The organism is Meinhardsimonia xiamenensis (assembly GCF_900102905.1).
GTDB lineage: Bacteria > Pseudomonadota > Alphaproteobacteria > Rhodobacterales > Rhodobacteraceae > Meinhardsimonia > Meinhardsimonia xiamenensis.
The window spans coordinates 374,453-387,496 of the sequence record NZ_FNFV01000001.1 but is presented as its reverse complement, the minus strand read 5'-3'; the positions used below and the strand labels follow the sequence as shown (position 1 = coordinate 387,496).

General features: G+C 69.3%; 13 protein-coding genes. 9 read left to right on the top strand and 4 right to left on the bottom strand.

Annotation, left to right across the window (positions count from 1 at the left end):
- Nucleotides 1-7: 7 nt before the first annotated feature.
- Together BLQ14_RS01880 and BLQ14_RS01875 are read right to left on the bottom strand one after the other, a co-directional pair.
- On the bottom strand, nucleotides 8-757 hold the full coding sequence (locus tag BLQ14_RS01880; protein WP_092497606.1) for a CPBP family intramembrane glutamic endopeptidase: 750 nt from the start codon (nucleotides 755-757) through the stop codon (nucleotides 8-10).
- Nucleotides 754-1,389, bottom strand: coding sequence for a TetR/AcrR family transcriptional regulator (locus BLQ14_RS01875; protein WP_170068380.1), 636 nt, complete (start codon nucleotides 1,387-1,389; stop codon nucleotides 754-756). The genes BLQ14_RS01880 and BLQ14_RS01875 overlap by 4 nt, the downstream gene beginning before the upstream one ends.
- Before the next feature lie 125 nt (nucleotides 1,390-1,514).
- Between BLQ14_RS01875 and BLQ14_RS01870 the strand changes: the two genes are divergently transcribed.
- The 4 genes from BLQ14_RS01870 to BLQ14_RS01855 are packed head-to-tail and all read left to right on the top strand — an operon-like array spanning nucleotide 1,515 to nucleotide 4,125.
- Complete coding sequence (locus tag BLQ14_RS01870; protein WP_092497602.1) at nucleotides 1,515-2,303, top strand: exodeoxyribonuclease III; 789 nt, start codon at nucleotides 1,515-1,517, stop codon at nucleotides 2,301-2,303.
- A gap of 56 nt (nucleotides 2,304-2,359) precedes the next feature.
- Entirely contained in the window at nucleotides 2,360-3,271 is a 912-nt protein-coding gene (gene trxA, locus BLQ14_RS01865) for a thioredoxin (protein ID WP_092497600.1), read from the top strand.
- Nucleotides 3,272-3,298: 27 nt separating this feature from the next.
- Nucleotides 3,299-3,946, top strand: a complete 648-nt coding sequence (locus tag BLQ14_RS01860) for an LON peptidase substrate-binding domain-containing protein (RefSeq protein WP_092497598.1) — start codon at nucleotides 3,299-3,301, stop codon at nucleotides 3,944-3,946.
- Nucleotides 3,943-4,125: a Trm112 family protein gene (locus BLQ14_RS01855; RefSeq protein ID WP_092497596.1), complete on the top strand. Its 183-nt coding sequence runs from the start codon at nucleotides 3,943-3,945 to the stop codon at nucleotides 4,123-4,125. The genes BLQ14_RS01860 and BLQ14_RS01855 overlap by 4 nt, the downstream gene beginning before the upstream one ends.
- Nucleotides 4,126-4,212: 87 nt before the next feature.
- On the opposite strand, the gene BLQ14_RS01850 is transcribed toward BLQ14_RS01855, so the two are convergent.
- Entirely contained in the window at nucleotides 4,213-5,475 is a 1,263-nt protein-coding gene (locus BLQ14_RS01850; protein ID WP_092497594.1) for an FAD-dependent monooxygenase, read from the bottom strand.
- A gap of 50 nt (nucleotides 5,476-5,525) precedes the next feature.
- On the opposite strand from BLQ14_RS01850, the gene BLQ14_RS01845 reads away from it, so the two are divergent.
- The 4 genes from BLQ14_RS01845 to BLQ14_RS01830 all read left to right on the top strand — a co-directional run bounded on the left by BLQ14_RS01845 (nucleotide 5,526) and on the right by BLQ14_RS01830 (nucleotide 11,889).
- Entirely contained in the window at nucleotides 5,526-6,857 is a 1,332-nt protein-coding gene (locus tag BLQ14_RS01845; RefSeq protein ID WP_092497592.1) for an amidase, read from the top strand.
- Nucleotides 6,858-6,987: 130 nt separating this feature from the next.
- Nucleotides 6,988-8,169: an aminotransferase class I/II-fold pyridoxal phosphate-dependent enzyme gene (locus BLQ14_RS01840; protein WP_092497590.1), complete on the top strand. Its 1,182-nt coding sequence runs from the start codon at nucleotides 6,988-6,990 to the stop codon at nucleotides 8,167-8,169.
- 16 nt (nucleotides 8,170-8,185) lie between these two features.
- On the top strand, nucleotides 8,186-11,188 hold the full coding sequence (locus BLQ14_RS01835) for a DNA translocase FtsK (protein WP_092497588.1): 3,003 nt from the start codon (nucleotides 8,186-8,188) through the stop codon (nucleotides 11,186-11,188).
- Between the two features lie 98 nt (nucleotides 11,189-11,286).
- Nucleotides 11,287-11,889, top strand: a complete 603-nt coding sequence (locus tag BLQ14_RS01830) for a LolA family protein (protein WP_092497586.1) — start codon at nucleotides 11,287-11,289, stop codon at nucleotides 11,887-11,889.
- Between the two features lie 12 nt (nucleotides 11,890-11,901).
- Here the strand turns inward: BLQ14_RS01830 and BLQ14_RS01825 are convergent, their stop codons facing one another.
- Nucleotides 11,902-12,483 (bottom strand): transglycosylase SLT domain-containing protein, encoded by a 582-nt coding sequence (locus BLQ14_RS01825; RefSeq protein WP_092497584.1) that lies wholly within the window; start codon nucleotides 12,481-12,483, stop codon nucleotides 11,902-11,904.
- Between the two features lie 209 nt (nucleotides 12,484-12,692).
- Here BLQ14_RS01825 and hspQ point away from each other — a divergent pair, with 209 nt between their 5' ends.
- The gene (hspQ, locus tag BLQ14_RS01820) at nucleotides 12,693-13,019 is read left to right on the top strand and encodes a heat shock protein HspQ (RefSeq protein ID WP_092497582.1); all 327 of its coding nucleotides are present in this window, start codon (nucleotides 12,693-12,695) and stop codon (nucleotides 13,017-13,019) included.
- The last annotated feature ends 25 nt before the right edge of the window (nucleotides 13,020-13,044 follow it).

Here is a 13,044-nt window from a genome sequence, read left to right as displayed (position 1 = left end):
CCCTTTTTCAGCTGCGGTCGGCCAGTAACGCCCATGCGACAGCCAAGGAGGCAAGCGTGGCGTAGAAGGGAAGGCTGCGGCGGAACCATTCGGCCGGGTCCGGGCCAAGGGTGAACAGCGCGAGGTTCGCGGCAAGGTTGAAAGCGAGATGCAGCGCAATGGCCGGCACGAGCGATCCGGCGGAAAGCCGCTGGGCGGCGGCGATCAGAAAGGCATATGCAAGCACGTGCATGCCGAACAGCACCGGCGAAATCACGCGCTGCGGCGAATCGACCGCCCAGAGCGGCATGTGCCAGACGAACCACACACCCGCCACCACGGCTGCAACCACCAGCCAGTGCATGCCTGCCTCAAGCCGCGGCGTCAGCCAGCCGCGCCAGCCGAACTCCTCACCGAGCGGTCCGAGAAAGAGGTTCAGCCCCACCATCGCCAGGAGAAGCGCCGGCCCCGGCAACCCCGCCTGCCCGACCGCTTCCGCCGGGGCGCGCTGTAGGACGGCCATCACCACCGGCGCCGCGACCAAGAGCCAGACGCCCGCCGGCACGGAGCGGAACTCGGCGGCGCGGGAGAGAAGCCCGCCAAGCTCGCCCGCCCGCCAGCTGAGGAGCACCGCGGCGATGGTAGGACTCCACACCGCCAGAAGCCAGACCGGAAGGCCCGGCCAGCCCTCGGGACTTTGCGCGCCCTCGATGCTGCGCATCATCAGGAAGGCGAGACCGGAAAGCGCCGCGACAATGCCAAGAAAGGCGGCAATCATGTCTCCGCCCCCCACCGGCCGATGCGCAGGGCGAGGTCGGAGAACTCCCTCTCCGCCCCCAAAAGGCAGCCCAGCGCGGTGAGCGCGGTTGCCGCGAACCCGGCGATGTCGGCGAGCGGCGACCCGTCCAGGAGGGCAAGCCGGTTCAGCCGGGCGTTCACCGTAAGGAACAGCTCTGCCACATGACGGGGCGGGACGTTCCGGTAACGCCCCTCGGCAATGCCCGATTGCAGCGCCGTCTCGATGACCGGCCGCAGATGACGCGCCTCCGCCGCCTCCCGCGCCGCGAGGTAGCGCTCGCGTTCCTGACGCCCCTCGAGCCAGGCCGGATCGAAACCCGCCGCACCCGCGCCCAGCATCTCCGAGCCCGCCTCGACCAGGGCTACGAGGGGAAGCGGCGCCGTCTCTACCCGCGCGGCCAGGCTGGCGCACTCGGCATCGACGAGGGCGGCCATGATCTCTTCCTTCGCCGCGAAGTGATGGTAAAGGCCGCCCCGCGACAGGCCCGCGGCGGCCCGAATGTGTTCCATTTGCGCGGCCCCGAAGCCGTGCTGAGCGAAAACCTTGCGCCCCGCTTCCAGAATGCGCGCCCGCCGGTCATCCCGGGTAAGCCGCCTGCGTGAGAGGTTCATCCTGCCAATCCCCTTTACCGACATGTGTCGGTATTGCGAAGAGCGCCACCATTGTCAACCACCCCCGTGGCACCTGCCGACAACGCGTGCTAGGCGGGCCGGCAAGACGAGCAGAGGGGGAAGCCATGCCCTTCACCATCGCCACGTGGAACATCAACTCGGTGCGCCTGCGCGCCGGCCTCGTGGAGAAGCTGTTGCGCGAGCAGGCGCCCGACATCCTCTGCCTGCAGGAGTGCAAATCGCCGGTGGAGAAGATGCCCGCCGACCACTTCGCCGCGCTCGGCTATCCGCATTTCGTCGCCCGCGGTCAGAAGGGCTACAATGGCGTGGCGATCCTCTCGCGCCTGCCGATCGAGGACGCCGGCCACCGCGAATTCACCGGTAGGCCCGAGGCACGCCACGTTGCCGCGCGACTCTCAAACGGCGTTGTCATCCACAACTTCTACGTCCCCGCCGGCGGCGACATTCCCGACCCGGAGGCGAACGGGAAATTCGCCCACAAGCTCGACTTCCTCACCGAGATGCGCGACTGGTTCCGCGCCGAGCGGCCCGAGCGCACGATCCTCGTGGGCGATCTCAACATCGCCCCGCGCGAGGACGACGTCTGGTCGCACAAGGATCTCCTGAACGTGGTCAGCCACACGCCCGTGGAGGTGGAGGCGCTCGGCAAGGTGCAGGAGGCCGGCGGCTGGGTGGACATCACGCGCAAGGACATTCCCGACGGCCGGCTCTACAGCTGGTGGTCCTACCGCGCGCGCGACTGGGCCGCCTCCGACCGCGGTCGCAGGCTCGACCATATCTGGGCCTCGCCCGACATCGCCGGCGCCGGCCATGGCTCGATGATCCTGAAGGAGGCGCGCGGCTGGGAGAAGCCCTCCGACCATGCGCCGGTCTTTGCGCGCTTCGACCTTTAACTGCGCAAGGCCCGGGCGCATATTGTGCGGCAAGAACGCTAGATGGGGAACCCGAAATGCTCGAACTGGGACAAGGCGCGCAAGCGGCGGCGCCGAAAGCCGATCTGATCAAGGACGTCCGCGAAGCCGATTTCATGACCGAGGTCATCGAGGCCTCGCGCGAGGTGCCGGTGATCGTCGATTTCTGGGCACCGTGGTGCGGGCCGTGCCGCACGCTCGGCCCCGCGCTCGAGGAAGCGGTGAAGGCCGCGGGCGGCAAGGTGCGCATGGCCAAGGTCAATGTCGACGAGAACCAGGCCATCGCCGCGCAGCTGCGCATCCAGTCGATCCCCACCGTCTACGCCTTCTGGCAGGGCCAGCCCGTGGACGGATTCCAGGGCGCCATCCCCGGCTCGCAGATCAAGGCGTTCATCGACCGGCTGGCCGCGCTCGCCGGAGATGGCGGGCTCGCCGAGGCGATTGCCGCGGCGGAGGAGATGCTCGAGCAGGGCGCGGCTGCCGATGCGGCCGAAACCTTCGCCGCCATCCTGCAGGAAGAGCCCAACAACGCCGCCGCCTATGCAGGGCTGGTGCGTTCCCATCTCGCCTTGGGCGACCTCGAGCAGGCAGAAGCGATCCTCAACGGCGCCCCCGCCGAAATCTCGCACGCGCCCGAGCTCGAGGCAGCCCATGCCCAGCTCGAACTGAAGAAGCAGGCAGCCAAGGCCGGCCCGGTCGACGAACTCCGGGCCCGGGTCGAGGCCAACCCCGATGACCTGCAGGCGCGCTTCGATTACGCTCAGGCGCTTTATGCCGCCGGCAAGGTGGCCGAGGCGGTCGACGAACTGCTGGAAATCTTCCGCCGCGACCGGAACTGGAACGACGAAGCCGCCAAGAAACAGCTCTTCACCATCTTCGAGGCATTGCCGCCCAACGACCCCATCGCGCAAAGCGGGCGGCGCAGGCTGTCCTCGATGATATTTGCCTGAAGCCCTTGGCGCGCTAGGCTCGACTTCATGCTCACAGCAATGGACCTGCCCGACATCCTGCCCGTGTTCCCGCTTCCCGGCGCGCTGCTCCTGCCGCGTGCGCGGCTGCCCCTGCATGTGTTCGAGCCACGCTATCTTGCGCTGCTTGACGACACGCTGAAGACGAGCCACCGCCTGATCGGCATGATCCAGCCCTATCCCGACGCCCGCGCCGAGCGCCCGCGCCTGCATGCGATCGGCTGCGCCGGGCGTGTCACCGCCTTTTCCGAAACCGAGGATGGGCGCTACATGATCACGCTCACCGGCGTCTCCCGCTTCCGCGTTACCGGCGAGGTCGAAGGCTTCACCCCCTACCGCCGCTGCGAGGTGAGCTGGCAGGGCTTCGAGCGCGACCTCGGCGGGCCGGAGACGGATGAGAACCTCGACCGGGGGGCCTTTCTTGCCCTGCTGGCCCGTTACTTCGAGGCCGAGCAGCTCCGCACCGACTGGGACTCGCTGCGCGAGGCGGACGATGAATTGCTGATCGACTCGCTGTCGATGCTCTGCCCCTTCGACCCCGAGGACAAGCAGGCGCTTCTCGAAGCCCCTTCGCTTGCCACCCGGCGCGAAACCCTCGTAACGCTGATCCGCTTCGCGCTTGCTGGCAGCGGCAGCGGCGAGGACCGGATGCAATGAGCGAACAACCCGCTTTCGACCGCCGGATGCTCGAGGCGCTGGTCTGCCCGCAGACGCACGCGCCGCTCGTCTTCGACCCGGCGCGCATGGAACTTGTCTCGAAGGCGGCGCATCTGGCCTATCCCATCCGCGGCGGCATCCCGGTCATGCTCGTCCACGAGGCCCGCCCCCTCGACTGACCCCCGGCATGAGCCGCCCCTGCCCCTCTCACCCTGGGTGAAAATACCCCGGGGGAGCGCGCAGCGCGGGGGCGGAGCCCCCGTCAGTCACACCGGACGCCCGCGCATGAGGCGCGGCAGATCGCCGGTCAGCCCTGCCGCCTCGCGAATGAGCGCGCGCCGCAGCCCCGGCAGCGCGCCGACGATACCCATCCCCAGATCGCGGCCGAGCCGCAAGAGCGGGTTGTCGTTCGAGAACAGCCGGTTGAAGCCGTCGGTGGCAAGCGCCAGCGTGGCGGTGTCGAAGCGCCGCCAGCGCTGGTAGCGCTCCAGCACATCGGCCCGGCCGATGTCCTCGCCGCGGCGGCGCGCCTCCACCAGAACCTCCGCCAGCGCCGCCACGTCCTTGAGCCCGGCATTGAGCCCCTGCCCCGCGATCGGATGCAGCCGGTGCGCGGCATCCCCGACAAGCGCCAGCCGCTCGCCGACAAAGGCATGGGCCACCGAAAACGGAACCGGATAGGAAAACCGCGCGCCGGCGAGGGCGATCTCGCCGAGAAAGCCGCCGAAGCGCGGGCGCAGCTCCTCGAGATAGGCCTCATCGTCCAGCGCCGCGATGCGCGCGGCCTCGGCGTCGCTCTCCGTCCAGACGATGGAGGAGACGTTGCCCGGCAGCGGCAGGATGGCCAGCGGCCCCGGCGGCATGAAGAACTGATGCGCCACGCCATGGTGCGGCCGCTCATGGGCGATCGCGCAGACAAGTGCAGTCTGCCCGTATGACCAGCTCATCCGGCGGATGCCCGCCCGCGCCGCGCTGGGCGAATGCTGACCGTCGGCGGCAAGCAGGACCGAGCCGGTCAGCTCCCGCCCGTCATCGAGCGTCACGCGCACGTCCGCCGGGCCGGGCGCATGACCCGTCACCCGCACCCCGTGCAGCGCCTCGATGCGTTCCTGCCCGTCAATGGCATCGAGAAACGCACGGCGCAGGAAGCGGTCCTCGACCATGTAGCCCATCGGCCCCTCGTCGATCTCGGCGTGATCGAACTCGAGCACGAAGGGCGAGAGATTGCCCTCGCCCGCGCGCCCGTCCGTCACCTTGATCTCGAGAATGGGCTGGGCATTCGGCGCCACTTGCGGCCACACGCCGATGGCCGCCAGAAGCCGCTGCGAGGCGAGCGCCAGCGCATAGCCGCGCCCGTCAAAGGCCTCGTCGGCAAGCGCCGCGCGGCTCAGCGCATCGACCAGCACCACCTTCAGCCCGCCCTGGGCCAGCGCCAGAGCCAAGGCCGAGCCGTTCAGCCCCCCGCCCACGATGATCGCGTCGCAATCCGCCATGCCCTGACTTATGGGGCGGCGGGAAGGATTGTCCATATCCCGCGCCGGCGCTACCGTCGCCCGCACTCAGGATCAGGGAGGGCGAGATGTCGCAGGAATGGCTGGAGACGCCGGCAGCCGAGCTTGGCCGGGGCATCGAGGCAGGCCGCATCGACCCGGTGGATCTCACCGAAACCTTCCTTGCCGCCATCGAGGCACATCCGCTGAGCCCGCGCATCTATGCCTGCCCGACGCCCGAGCGCGCCCGCGCCGAGGCCGAAGCGGCACGCGCGCGCGCCCGGTCCGGCCTGCGCCGCGGCCTGCTCGACGGGGTGCCGGTGAGCTGGAAGGATCTCTTCGACACCGCCGGCATCGCCACCGAGGCCGGCTCCGCGCTGCTCGCGGGCCGCGTGCCCGAGCGCGATGCCCGCGTGGTGCGGAACGCCACCTTCGCCGGCACCGTCTGCCTCGGCAAGACGCATCTCTCCGAGCTTGCCTTCTCGGGCCTCGGCCTCAATCCGGTCACCGAGACGCCCCCCGCCCGCCATGACGGCGAGGCGGTGGCGGGGGGCTCCTCCTCGGGCGCGGCGGCCTCGGTGGCGCAGGGGCTGGCGCCGCTCGCCATCGGCTCGGACACCGGCGGCTCGGTGCGCATTCCGGCCGCCTGGAACGATCTCGTCGGGCTCAAGACGAGCCACGGGCGGCTGTCGCTCGAGGGCGTCGTGCCGCTCTGCCCGCGCTTTGACACGGTCGGGCCGCTCGCCCGCACCGTGGAGGATGCCGCGCTGGCGCTCGCCGCGCTCGAGGGTGGGCGGCCGGCCGACCTTGCCGGCGCCAGCCTTGCCGGCGCACGGCTGATGGTGCTCGAGACGGTGGCGCTCGATGACCTCCGCCCCGAACCTGCCGCGGGCTTCGAGAATGCGGTAGCCCGCCTCGAGGCGGCAGGCGCGCGCATCGAGCGGCGGGCCCTGCCGTTCGTGGCCGAGGCGCATGCGCTCTCGCCGGTGCTCTTTGCCGCCGAGGCCTATGCGACGTGGGAGAGGGAAATCGAAGCCGCACCGGAGAAGATGTTTCCGCAGATCCTCGCGCGCTTCCGCGGCGGGCGCGACGTGCTCGCGCGCGATTACATCCGCGCCTGGGCCAAGCTGGAGACGTTCCGGGCACGCTGGCAGGAGGAGACGGCCGGGTTTGACGCGGTGATCCTGCCCACCGCGCCGAACCTGCCGCCCAAGATCGATCGGCTGATGAGCGACGACGAATACTACCGCACCGAGAACCTTCTGACCTTGCGCAACACCCGCATCGGCAACCTCATGGGGCTTGCCGCGCTGACCCTGCCCACGGGCGTTCCGGCCACGGGGATCATGCTGATGATCCCGCCGGGCAGCGAGGAGCGGCTGTTGCGCCTTGGCTCGGCGGCCGAGGCTGCGCTGGCCTGAAAGCCACAGGTCCCCGCCCCAACTGCGCGTCCTTGCACGGTTTTCTGGACGGGCGCAGAGCCGGCCGCTATGCTGGCGTGCAATCGGGGCATTCCCAACAACGACCCCGAAGACGAGGCAGACAGACAAGATGCGTGCACCCGAGCGGTTCTCGGACCTGCCAGAATATGCCTTCCCGCGGCTGCGGGCGCTGCTCGACTCCCACGCGCCGGGGGGCGAGCCGCTGTCTCTGTCGATCGGCGAGCCGCGTCACCCCTTTCCCGGTTGGGTCTCCGATGTCGTGGCCGAGAATGCCGACGGCTTCGGCCGCTACCCGCCCAATGACGGCGCGCCCGAGCTGCTGGAGGCGATCGGGCGCTGGCTGCACCGCCGCTACAACGTCGACGTGGATGCCGAGCGCGAGATCATGGCACTGAACGGCTCGCGCGAGGGGCTGTTCAACGCCGTGCTCGCGCTCTGCCCGGAGACGGCGAAGACCGGCGGGCGGCCTGCCGTGCTGATGCCCAACCCCTTCTACCAGGTCTATGCCGTCGGTGCGCTGGCCGCGGGTGCCGAGCCCGTCTATGTGCCGGCCACGCGCGAGACAGGCTTTCTGCCCGACTACGCCGCGCTGCCCGCTGATGTGCTCGAGCGCACCGAAATCGCCTTTCTCTGCTCGCCATCGAACCCGCAGGGTGCGGTCGCCTCGCATGACTATTGGCGCGCGCTGATCGAGCTTGCCGAGCGCCACGACTTCCGCGTGTTCGCCGACGAGTGCTATTCGGAAATCTGGCGCGACGCGCCGCCAGTGGGCGCGCTGCAGGTCGCACGCGAGATCGGCGCCGATCCCGAGCGGGTGGTGATCTTCAACTCGCTCTCGAAGCGCTCGAACCTGCCGGGGCTGAGATCAGGCTTCGTCGCCGGGGGGGCAGAGACGCTCAAGCATCTCAAGAGGCTGCGCGCCTATGCCGGGGCGCCCTTGCCGCTGCCGCTCCAGCGCGTGGCCCAGCGGGCATGGAACGACGAGTCCCACGTGGTCGAGAACCGGGCGCTCTATCAGCAGAAATACCGGATTGCCGACGAGATCCTCGGCCAGGTGCCGGGCTACTTTCCGCCGCGGGGCGGCTTCTTTCTGTGGCTGGCGGTGGAGGATGGCGAGGCGGCAGCGCTGAAGCTCTGGCGCGAGGCGGGCATCCGCGTGCTGCCCGGCGCCTATCTAGGCCGCGGCGAAGGGCCGGAGAACCCCGGCCACGGCTTCATCAGGGTGGCGATGGTGGCTGAGGCCGAGGAATTGCGGCGCGCACTGATCGCGCTGCGTGATTGTCTTTACTGAACGAGGGCTGGAGCAGATGGCATCCTATCAGGCGAGGCAACGTGAACCGCTGTTCGACCCCCACACGCAGGCCGTCATCGAAAGGCGCGCCGCGGAGCTTCTCGGCCTTTTCCTGATCGCGTTGGGCGGCGCGCTGGCTGCCATGCTGGCCACCTACAGTCCCGAAGACCCGAGCTGGCTCTCGGTCGGCGACGGGCCGACACAGAACGCGCTCGGCCTGCTCGGCGCCTCCATCGCCGCGCCGCTGATGATCGTGGTTGGTCACGGCGCATGGGCGCTCGCCGCCACTGCCATCGCCTGGGGACTGCGCTGCGTGCTGCACATCGGAGCAGAACGGGCGCTCGGCCGCACGGTGTTCACGCCGATCGCGGTGGCGGTGGTCTCGGTCTTCGCGGCCTCGCTCACCCCGCCACCGTCGTGGAGCCATTCCTTTGGCCTCGGAGGACTTTTCGGCGATACCGTGCTGGGCGCCATCCTCGGGCTGATGCCGGTCGACCTCGACTTCGGAGTGCGGATGGCCGCGCTCGTCGCTGCCGGCGCGGCGGTTGCGGTCAATGCCTTCGTGATCGGGATGACGCCGGGCGAGTTGCGCCGCCTTCTCGCCTTCATGGCCCGCGGCACCGTGCTCGCCTATGCCGGGATCGTGGCGTTTCTCGCCGCCGCGCTCGGCGCAACCGGGCGACTGGCGGCGGCGGCGCTCGAGCGCCGGGCGCGCGCCCGCGACTCCGCGGCCGACCGGCCCATGCCCGAACCCACCACCGCCACCGCGCATGCGACCGCGGCCGCTGCGGCCGGCCCGCGCGTGGCCGCATCCTCGCGCGAAGCAACCGAAGCCCCGCGCACCAGCCGCACGGCGAGGGCCGAGCCTCCGCTTGCCGCCCGCCGCGGCCAGGAGCCCGACCCGATGCGATCGGCGCCGCAACCCGCGCCGGCGCAGTCCGCTGCGGACGCCGAAACTCAGCTGCGCGGACCGCTGAAACTTCGCCTGCCGGGGCTGATGAAACGCGCCGGGACAGTGCCCGAGACCCCCGAGCCGCCCGCCGCGGCGCCCGGGGAGCCCGAGCTTTCGGGCGAGGAGCGCATCCGCGCCAAGATCGCCGACGTGATCCGCAGCCGGGTGCGCCAGCGTCAGGCGATGACGATCGAGCCCCGCAGCGAGCCGCCCGTCAGCCGGACGTCAACGCCGCTCGTGCGCAAGGGCGACGACGAGGTCGCCGGCTTCGCCGTGGTCGAGGACGAGCAGGATCTGGAGCAGCTTGACACCCTCGCCGCCGCAGCTCGGCCCGCGTCGTGCGCCGCGCAAGGGACCGTTCAAGGGGCCGCTCACGGGCCGGCGGAGCCCGGTGCGCGTCGGGACGCCGTGAACGCCGCGGCGCCCCCGCGCGCCGCCCCTGCGCCGCAGACGCGCCCCGTGGTGCAGCACACGCCGCGCAAGGCGCCCGCCCCCTCGCGCCGCGCCATGGCCGAAGCCCAGCCGGGGCTGCCGCTCGAGGAAACCCCGCCGCCGGCCTACGAGCCGCCGCCGCTGTCGCTGCTGACCGACCCGGCGGAGATCCCGCGCCATCACCTCTCCGACGAGGCGCTGGAGGAAAACGCCCGCATGCTGGAGAACGTGCTCGAGGATTACGGCGTGAAGGGCGAGATCGTCACCGTCCGCCCCGGCCCGGTGGTGACGATGTACGAGCTCGAGCCCGCACCGGGGCTGAAGGCCTCCCGCGTGATCGGGCTGGCCGATGACATCGCCCGCTCGATGTCGGCGCTGTCGGCGCGCGTCTCCACCGTGCCGGGGCGCAGCGTCATCGGCATCGAGCTGCCGAACGTGAACCGCGAGAAAGTGGTGCTGCGCGAGATCCTCGCCAGCCGCGACTTCGGCGACAGCCACATGCGCCTGCCGCTGGCGCTCGGCAAGGACATCGGCGGCGATCCGGTGGTGGCCAACCTCGCCAAGATGCCGCACCTCCTGATCGCCGGCACCACCGGCTCGGGCAAGTCGGTGGCGATCAACACCATGATCCTGTCGCTCCTCTACAAGCTCTCGCCCGAGGAGTGCCGGCTGATCATGATCGACCCGAAGATGCTCGAGCTCTCGGTCTACGACGGCATCCCGCATCTGCTCTCCCCCGTGGTCACCGACCCGAAGAAGGCGGTGGTGGCGCTGAAGTGGGTGGTGGGCGAGATGGAGGACCGCTACCGCAAGATGTCGAAGATGGGCGTGCGCAACATCGAGGGCTACAATGCCCGCGTGCGCGATGCCCTGGCGCGCGGCGAGATGTTCTCGCGCACCGTCCAGACGGGCTTTGACGAGGAAACCGGCGAGCCCGTCTTCGAGACCGAGGAGTTCGCGCCGGAGACCCTGCCCTACATCGTCGTCATCGTCGACGAGATGGCGGACCTGATGATGGTGGCGGGCAAGGAGATCGAGGCCTGCATCCAGCGGCTGGCACAAATGGCGCGGGCCTCCGGCATTCACCTCATCATGGCCACGCAGCGGCCTTCGGTGGATGTCATCACCGGCACCATCAAGGCCAACTTCCCCACCCGCATCTCGTTTCAGGTCACCTCCAAGGTCGACAGCCGCACCATCCTCGGCGAGCAGGGGGCCGAGCAGCTTCTGGGTCAGGGCGACATGCTCTACATGGCCGGTGGAGCGCGCATCATGCGCGTGCATGGTCCCTTCGTTTCCGACGAGGAGGTCGAGGAGGTTGTCAACTACCTCAAGAGCTATGGCCCGCCCGAATATGTGGGCGGTGTCGTCGAAGGCCCTGACGAGGAGAAGGAAAGCGACATCGACCTCGTCCTCGGCCTTGGCGGCAACACCAACTCCGATGACGCCCTCTACGACCAGGCGGTGCAGATCGTCATTCGCGACCGCAAATGCTCCACCTCCTACATCCAACGCAAGCTGGCCATCGGCTACAACAAGGCCGCGCGGCTGGTGGAACAGATGGAGGAACAGGGCGTTGTCAGCCCCGCCAACCATGTCGGCAAGCGTGAAGTGCTGGTGCCCGAGCCGCAATAGGCCGGCGGGGTGGCGGTGGCGAAACCCCGCCATCCTCGCGCATCCGTGAGCGGAAGGGGGCTGCAGAAGGGCGCCGGGCGCCCTATGTGAGGTCCATGATGACGACGCGCAGAAGCCTTCTTGCCTCCCTCGCCGCCTTCGCGGTTGCCGCCCCGGCGGCGGCGGCGCCGCTCAGCCTTGGCGAGATCTCCGCCTATCTCAACGGGCTGACGGCGGCAAAGGCCGGATTCACCCAGATCGACGACGACGGGATGATCTCCACCGGCACGCTCTATCTGCACCGTCCGGGGCGGGCGCGCTTCGAGTATGATCCGCCCAATGCCGCGCTCGTGATTGCCGGGGGCGGGACGGTGGCGATCTTCGATGCCAAGTCGAACACGCCCCCCGAGCAGTACCCGCTTGCGCGCACGCCGCTGAAGCTCATCCTCGGGCGCAACATCGACCTTGAGCGCGCGCGCATGGTGGTTGCGCATCGCTCCGACGGCACCACCACCTCGGTGGTCGCGCAGGATCCCGAACACCCCGAGCTCGGCACCATCGAGCTCGTCTTCACCGGCCCGCCGGTGGAGCTGCGCCAGTGGATCATCACCAATGCCGACGGCAGCCGCACGACCGTGATCCTCGGCGGGCTCGAGCGCACGGAAACCCTGCCGGCCGGGCTGTTCTCGATCCAGTGGGCGATGGAAGAGCGCGGGTTCTGAGCCGCCGCCGGCTCAGCGGCGGCAGCTTGCCAGTTGCAACTGGTACATCCGCGCGCGCTGATCCACGCTGTCGGCTATCTGCATCAGCCACGCCTTCTGGCGGTGGCTGCCACGCAGGTAGCCCGTGATCCCCTCGTGGTAGGCAAGATACTGGTTGCGCGCATCCCACAGCGGAATTCCTGCGCGCGAGCGCGCTTCATTCATGTACCAGCCCATGAAATCGGTCGCGTCACGGATGTTGTCCCGCCGCGCCCCGAAACGGCCGGCCCGGCGCCGGTAGTCGTCCCATGTGCCGTCCAGCGCCTGCGCGTAGCCATAGGCGGAGGATTGCCGCCCCATCGGGATCACGCCCAGCACATACTGCCGAGGCGTGCGCGCATCGGACCTGAACTTCGACTCCTGATGAATCACCGCCATCTGCACATGCGTGGGCACGCCCCAGCGTCTTTCGGTGCGGGCGAATGCGCGCATGAAATCGGGCCGCTCGCGAGCGATGGCACAGGCGTCATCAAGGTTTCTTGGCGCGCTGCCGTTTCCGCCGCCGCAGGAGGCGAGGAAGACCAGAAGGATCAGCGCGCGGAACAGTCTGCTCATCTGCCCCTCGCGTCTTTATGGTTTTGCGGGAGCATAGCCGATTCCCGCCCATGGCGAAAGCATTCTGCGGCGCCGGGCGCGGCAAGGGGCCGGGCTTGCCGGTGATTCGCCGCGCTTCACAGAGTGTTTCCCGCGACGGGCCCATCGTCCGGTGGACAAGCCCCCCTGCCGGCAGATAGAACTCGCGTGACAGGGGGCACGACACGACGATGCTGAAAGCAAGAGCGAAATACCACCTCGGCCAGGTGGTCAGACACCGCAAGCACCCGTTCCGCGGCGTGGTGTTTGACGTGGATGCGATGTTCTCGAACACCGAGGAGTGGTATCAGGCCATCCCCGAGGAAAGCCGGCCGCGGAAGGATCAGCCCTTCTATCACCTTCTGGCCGAGAACGAGCACAGCTATTACGTGGCCTACGTCTCGGAGCAGAACCTCGAGCCCGACTATTCCGGCGAGCCGGTCGATCACCCCGATCTGGTCGAGCTTTTCGGCGAGTTCGAGGACGGCCATTATCCCCTGCACTTCCAGCTGAACTGAGCCGCGGTAAAGGCGTGGCGGCGCG

Excerpts from the sequence above, each read along its gene's own strand:
- BLQ14_RS01880 (WP_092497606.1), bottom strand. The coding sequence starts at position 757 with ATGATTGCCGCCTTTCTTGGCATTGTCGCGGCGCTTTCCGGTCTCGCC.
- BLQ14_RS01875 (WP_170068380.1), bottom strand. The coding sequence starts at position 1,389 with ATGAACCTCTCACGCAGGCGGCTTACCCGGGATGACCGGCGGGCGCGC.
- BLQ14_RS01870 (WP_092497602.1), top strand. The coding sequence starts at position 1,515 with ATGCCCTTCACCATCGCCACGTGGAACATCAACTCGGTGCGCCTGCGC.
- trxA (WP_092497600.1), top strand. The coding sequence starts at position 2,360 with ATGCTCGAACTGGGACAAGGCGCGCAAGCGGCGGCGCCGAAAGCCGAT.
- BLQ14_RS01860 (WP_092497598.1), top strand. The coding sequence starts at position 3,299 with ATGCTCACAGCAATGGACCTGCCCGACATCCTGCCCGTGTTCCCGCTT.
- BLQ14_RS01855 (WP_092497596.1), top strand. The coding sequence starts at position 3,943 with ATGAGCGAACAACCCGCTTTCGACCGCCGGATGCTCGAGGCGCTGGTC.
- BLQ14_RS01850 (WP_092497594.1), bottom strand. The coding sequence starts at position 5,475 with ATGGACAATCCTTCCCGCCGCCCCATAAGTCAGGGCATGGCGGATTGC.
- BLQ14_RS01845 (WP_092497592.1), top strand. The coding sequence starts at position 5,526 with ATGTCGCAGGAATGGCTGGAGACGCCGGCAGCCGAGCTTGGCCGGGGC.
- BLQ14_RS01840 (WP_092497590.1), top strand. The coding sequence starts at position 6,988 with ATGCGTGCACCCGAGCGGTTCTCGGACCTGCCAGAATATGCCTTCCCG.
- BLQ14_RS01835 (WP_092497588.1), top strand. The coding sequence starts at position 8,186 with ATGGCATCCTATCAGGCGAGGCAACGTGAACCGCTGTTCGACCCCCAC.
- BLQ14_RS01830 (WP_092497586.1), top strand. The coding sequence starts at position 11,287 with ATGACGACGCGCAGAAGCCTTCTTGCCTCCCTCGCCGCCTTCGCGGTT.
- BLQ14_RS01825 (WP_092497584.1), bottom strand. The coding sequence starts at position 12,483 with ATGAGCAGACTGTTCCGCGCGCTGATCCTTCTGGTCTTCCTCGCCTCC.
- hspQ (WP_092497582.1), top strand. The coding sequence starts at position 12,693 with ATGCTGAAAGCAAGAGCGAAATACCACCTCGGCCAGGTGGTCAGACAC.